The following is a 5430-nucleotide window of genomic DNA, read 5'->3' on the forward strand; positions in this document are numbered from 1 at the left end:
GGGCGGGCGGGCCGGGTGCGCCGGTGACCGGGCGGGTGAAGGAGCACCGGGAGCCGGGCGGACGAGCCGGGGCGGTTCGGCCGGCCGCTCCCGCCCGGCCGCTCCCGCTCAGCCGACTTCTTCCGCTCAGCCGGCTCCTTCCGCCGTTCCGGCCCCTTCGGGGGCGGCAGCCCTACGGCGGTCCCGGCGCCTGCGTACGGCCCTGGCCATGACCCCCGTCGCGCCGGCCAGGCACAGACCGGCCAGGACCAGGGGGAACACCACGAACCACGGGGTCCTCCAGGCCCCGTACGCGTCTCCGGCGTAGAGCACGCCCGCACCGGTGAAGAAGAGGCCGGCCACCAGCCTCCCGGGCTGGAACTCATGACGCAGCACGGCTCACCTCCGCCTGTCCCAGACCGACATGGAGCGCGATCTCCAGTGTTCCGGCGCCGTCCTTGCCGCCGTCCTCGGAGGGCAGCGTCACCTTCCGGTGCCGGCCCGGAGCCACGTCCACGTCCTTCGGATGCTCTCCCGGCAGCCGGATGTCGCCGACCCCCACGTTGATGGTCGCCCGCACGGTCACGTCCGGAGGCACGATCACCCGCAGCCGGCCGACCCCCAGATGGACCGCCGTGCTCACCGTCTCCTCCTTGCCGGGGCGTATCCGGGTCAGGTCGAGGGTGCCCTCCCCGGTGCCGAGGTCGTACGTCCTTCGGACCTCCGCCGTCGCGGCGGGCTGCCACGTCCGGTGGCCCCAGCGCGTGGTGATGTTCTCCGGAAGCGCCGAGGAGCCGGCGAGCAGAGCCGCCGTGACCAGTGCCAGCAGCACCGAACCGGCGCCCGTCCGCCCCAGGAAGGCGCTCACCGCCAGGCCCAGGCCGAGCACGGCGAGCGCGCAGGCCAGTCCGGTCTGCAAGCTGGTGCCCAGCGCATGGTCGTGCCAGGTCAGGCCGGTGCCGAGACCGCAGGCGAGCAGCGCCAGCAGGAAGATCCAGCCGCCGATCCGGCGCGGGCCGCGGGGGCGGAGCGGCTGGGGGTGCGCCGGGCGCGTGCCCGTGCTCTGGCGCAGCCCCAGGCTGACAGGGGCGGCCGCGGCGATGTCCCGGTCCTGCGCGTCCGGGGGACCCCACAGATAGCCCGTGCCGCCGACATGGGTGCCGTCCTTGACGATCGGGTCGCGCCACCAGGAGGGATAGGCGGCGGGCACCGGCGGCGCCTGTGCCTCCGGCGGGGCGTCGGCGACGGCCTGGGCGGCCAGCGGGTCGGAGTCGGGGGCGCCGCGGTGCTGCGACCAGTAACCGGCGCCGGCCAGGAGCAGGGACAGGACGACGCCGAAGGTCAGCACATTGGCGTTGCCCAGCATCGACAGGAACACACCGCAGCCGACCAGGGCGAACATCACGGCCGCCAGCGTCTGGCCGTCCACCCGGCCGGTGAGGAGCCTGCGCACCTCGTTCTCGTCCTCGTCCTCGTACGGCACGAAGAGCCAGGCGAGGCCGTAGAAGATGAGGCCGATCCCGCCGGTGGCGGCGAGCACGGACAGGGTGATCCGGAAGATCACCGGGTCCATGTCGCACTGCCGGCCCAGTCCGGCGCACACCCCCGCGATCATCCGGTGCTGTCGCGCCCGCCGGAACTTCGTGATCCCCTCGGGGCCCGTCCCGGTCCGGGCCTCCTGGTCCGTCCCGGTCCGGGTGTCCGGGGCCGGCCGCGGCCCGGTGGGTGCGTCCGGCTGCTCCGCCGCCCCCGTGGTGCCCGTCACGTCTTCCTCCCCGGTCGGGCGGGCCTCGCCGGCCGTGCCCGGTCGTCCGTCCGGCTGCGGTGCGCTCGCCTGCTCGTGCGCACGCGGCTCCTCACCCGCACCCGCGCCGGGCACGGCGCCGTCCGGCCCGGTGCCGGGGGCCGGGCGGGAGCCGGGGCCGGGGTCCGGGTCCGGCGCGGCATGCTGGTGATCCGTCATGCGTCCATGGTGACGGGCGTGCCGTCGTCACGGCAGCCGGGAGGACCCTGGCCGAACCCTGATTCGCCCCTGAGCCGCGGCCGGGGAAGCGTTCCACCGGCCCGGTTCCACCGGTCCGCCGACCTGCCCCGGCCCGCCGGCCCGCCGGGCCGCGGGGCCGCGGGACACCCTCGCAGGGCGCCGCGGGGCGTCGTCGGGGAAACGGGGACCGAGGCGTCGAGGCGTCGAGGGAACGACGCGACGAGGAGGCGAAGATCGGAAGATCAGGGGCGTCTCGGGGGCGGACCCTGATGCCCCGGTCCCGCCGGCCGTGTGACCATCGGTGACATGCCGGAAGCCGCAGCAATGCCCCTCGACGACCCGAGGCCGCCGCGCAAGCTCTACCGCAGCAGCGACGGACGCTGGCTGGGCGGAGTGGCGCGGGGGCTCGCCGGGCACCTCGGGCTGCCCGTGGCCTGGGTGCGGCTCGTCTTCGTCGGCCTGTTCATGGCCGACGGGCTCGGCGCCCTGCTCTATGCGGCCTTCTGGTTCTTCGTGCCCCTGGGCGTGGGCGGCGTCGGCGACCAGAAGCCGTCGTCCTTCGTCACCACCGAGATCTCGCCGGACGGCCGCCGCAGAATCGTGGCCCGCAAGCCGGACCGGGGCCAGATCGTCGCCCTGCTCCTCATGGTCGTCCTCGCGATGACCTTCGTCAGCAGCGTCGACCCGGGCGACGGCGCCAAGGCGTACCTCCTGCCCACCGTGCTCGTCGCCGCGGGTGTCGCCCTGGTCTGGCGCCAGGCGGACAACGCCCGCCGGGCCCGCTGGATGGAGGTGACCCGCCGTCGCCGCACGCTCACGCTGCTGCGCGCCGGTGCGGGGGTCCTGCTGGTCACGGCCGGTGTCTCCGCCATCTTCGTGCTCCAGGGGTCCACCGCCCATCTCGGCTCGGTCCTCCAGGCGGCCCTCGCGGTCCTCGTCGGCATCACCCTGCTCGCCGGGCCGTACCTCGTGCGCATGACCCAGGACCTCTCGGAGGAGCGGCTGATGCGCATCCGCGCCCAGGAGCGCGCCGAGGTCGCCGCCCATGTCCACGACTCGGTGCTGCACACCCTCACCCTGATCCAGCGCAACGCGGACAACCCGGCCGAGGTCCGCCGTCTCGCCCGGGCCCAGGAGCGGGACCTGCGTGCCTGGCTCTACAAGCCGGAGGGCAACGGCAAGGACGAGGACGACGAGCCGACCACCCTCGCCGAGGCGGTCAAGCGCAACGCCGCCGAGGTCGAGGACAAGCACGGCGTTCCCATGGAGGTGGTCGTGGTCGGCGACTGCCCGCTCGACGAACGGATCGGTGCCCAGATGCAGGCCGCGAGGGAGGCCATGGTGAACGCCGCCAAGTACGGTGGCGAGGGCGGAGCCGTCCAGGTCTACGCCGAGGTGGAGGGCCGGACGGTCTTCGTGTCCGTCCGGGACCGCGGCCCCGGCTTCGACCTCGACGCCATACCCGCGGACCGGATGGGCGTCAGAGAATCGATCATCGGCCGTATGGAGCGCAACGGGGGAACGGCCCGGCTGCGGAACGTGCCGGGCGGCGGCACGGAGGTCGAGCTGGAGATGGAGAGGGCGGAGAACACCTGATGAGCGACCCGACCGAGACGAACGGCACGGCCGGAGCGGAGACGACGGGGGCGGACGGCCGGCATGTGCGCGTGGTCCTCGTCGACGACCACCGCATGTTCCGCACCGGGGTGCAGGCCGAGATCGGCCAGACCGAGCAGACCGGTGTGGAGGTCGTCGGGGAGGCCGCGGACGTCGACCAGGCGGTTGCGGTCATCACCGCGACCCGCCCCGAGGTGGTCCTGCTCGACGTCCACCTGCCCGGCGGCGGCGGAGTGGAGGTGCTGCGGCGCTGCGCGGCGCTGATGGCCGACCCCGAGCGGCCCGTCCGCTTCCTCGCGCTGTCCGTGTCGGACGCGGCGGAGGACGTGATCGGCGTGATCCGCGGCGGAGCGCGCGGCTATGTGACCAAGACGATCACGGGCGCGGACCTCGTCGACTCGATCTTCCGGGTCCAGGAGGGCGACGCCGTCTTCTCCCCGCGGCTGGCCGGCTTCGTCCTCGACGCCTTCGCCTCGACCGACGCCCCGCCGGTCGACGAGGACCTCGACCGTCTCACCCAGCGGGAACGCGAAGTCCTGCGGCTCATCGCCCGCGGCTACGCCTACAAGGAGATCGCCAAGCAGCTCTTCATCTCGGTGAAGACGGTGGAGTCCCATGTCTCGGCGGTCCTGAGGAAGCTCCAGCTGTCCAACCGCCACGAGCTGACCCGCTGGGCGACGGCACGCCGGCTGGTGTGAGCGCCGGGATGGACAAGGCGTCCCCGCCCGCCTGCTGCCCGCACCGTCCGGCCGCCCGGTGCGTCACACCACCCGGGTCGCCCCGGCGAACGGCATCTGGTCGATGGGGGCCAGGCGGACCGGGGCCGAGGGGTTCGGGGCGTGGATCATCCGGCCGTTGCCCACATAGAGGCCGACGTGGCTGATGCCGGAGTAGAAGAACACCAGGTCCCCGGGGCGCAGTTCGGAGCGTGAGACACGGCGGCCCGCGTTGATCTGGGCGTAGGTGGTGCGGGGGAGCGCGATGCCGGCGGCGCGGTAGGCCGCCTGGGTCAGCCCCGAGCAGTCGAAGGCGTGGGGCCCGGACGCGCCCCACACATAGGGGCTGCCGAGCTTGCTGTAGGCGTAGGCGACGGCCGCCGCCGCCCGGGAGTTGGGGGCCTCGGCGGCGGGGGCGGCGTGCTGCCGTACGGTGCCTCCCTCCCCGCCGGCCGCCGCGCGCTGCTCCGGGGGCAGCTGGGACAGCAGCCGCCGGGCCTCCCTCAGCTTGGCGGTGATCGTCTTCTTCTGCCGGCGCAGCTCCTCCTGCTGCGACCTGAGCGAGGCCAGCTCCATGCGCGCGTCCCCGCGCAACTGGCGGATCTCCCTCAGCTGTCTGCGGACCTCGGCCACGGCGGCGGCCTGCCGGGCGCGCTCCCGCTCGGCGAACACGGCTTTGTCCAGGTACTGCTGCGGGGCGTCGGACAGCATCAGCCGCGCCACGGGGGCGATCCCGCCGTCCCGGTACTGCGCGGCGGCGATCGACCCCAGCGCATCGCGTGCGGAGTTGAGCCTCTGCTGCCGGCGGGCGGCCTCGTCGCCCAGGTCCCTCAGCCGTTTCTCGGCCGCGTCCGCCTTCTCCCGGGCGGCGTTGTACTTCTCGGTGGCGGTCTCCGCCTCCTGGTACAGCTTGTCCACCCTGGCCTTGACCTGCTCCGGGGTGAGCCGCGGCGCGGCCTGCCCGGTGCCGTCGAGGCCGGCTGCCGTCGCGGCGCCCGCGAGAGCGATCGTGGCGGCCGTCCGGACCGTGCTGCCGCCGAGCAAACGCCGACCGGGCCTGCGGTGAGCTGCCACCTGGAGCGTCACGTCCCTTCGTCCGGCCCCCGCGGGGGCCGGACGAAGGGACGTGACGCT

General features: G+C 74.3%; 5 protein-coding genes. 2 read left to right on the forward strand and 3 right to left on the reverse strand.

What is annotated here, in order from left to right:
- Nucleotides 1-126: 126 nt before the first annotated feature.
- Entirely contained in the window at nucleotides 127-375 is a 249-nt protein-coding gene (locus CCN35_RS26235) for a hypothetical protein (RefSeq protein WP_086794574.1), read from the reverse strand.
- The gene (locus tag CCN35_RS26240) at nucleotides 362-1942 is read right to left on the reverse strand and encodes a PspC domain-containing protein (protein ID WP_067394619.1); all 1581 of its coding nucleotides are present in this window, start codon (nucleotides 1940-1942) and stop codon (nucleotides 362-364) included. Before CCN35_RS26240 ends, CCN35_RS26235 begins: the two co-directional genes overlap by 14 nt.
- A 327-nt stretch (nucleotides 1943-2269) precedes the next feature.
- Here CCN35_RS26240 and CCN35_RS26245 point away from each other — a divergent pair, with 327 nt between their 5' ends.
- Together CCN35_RS26245 and CCN35_RS26250 are read left to right on the forward strand one after the other, a co-directional pair.
- Nucleotides 2270-3559: an ATP-binding protein gene (locus CCN35_RS26245; protein ID WP_067394681.1), complete on the forward strand. Its 1290-nt coding sequence runs from the start codon at nucleotides 2270-2272 to the stop codon at nucleotides 3557-3559.
- Nucleotides 3559-4278, forward strand: coding sequence for a LuxR C-terminal-related transcriptional regulator (locus CCN35_RS26250; RefSeq protein WP_067394616.1), 720 nt, complete (start codon nucleotides 3559-3561; stop codon nucleotides 4276-4278). The genes CCN35_RS26245 and CCN35_RS26250 overlap by 1 nt, the downstream gene beginning before the upstream one ends.
- A gap of 63 nt (nucleotides 4279-4341) precedes the next feature.
- On the opposite strand, the gene CCN35_RS26255 is transcribed toward CCN35_RS26250, so the two are convergent.
- The gene (locus CCN35_RS26255; protein ID WP_067394678.1) at nucleotides 4342-5370 is read right to left on the reverse strand and encodes a C40 family peptidase; all 1029 of its coding nucleotides are present in this window, start codon (nucleotides 5368-5370) and stop codon (nucleotides 4342-4344) included.
- Between the last annotated feature and the right edge of the window lie 60 nt (nucleotides 5371-5430).

Source organism: Streptomyces thermovulgaris (assembly GCF_002155915.1).
Lineage (GTDB): Bacteria > Actinomycetota > Actinomycetes > Streptomycetales > Streptomycetaceae > Streptomyces > Streptomyces thermovulgaris.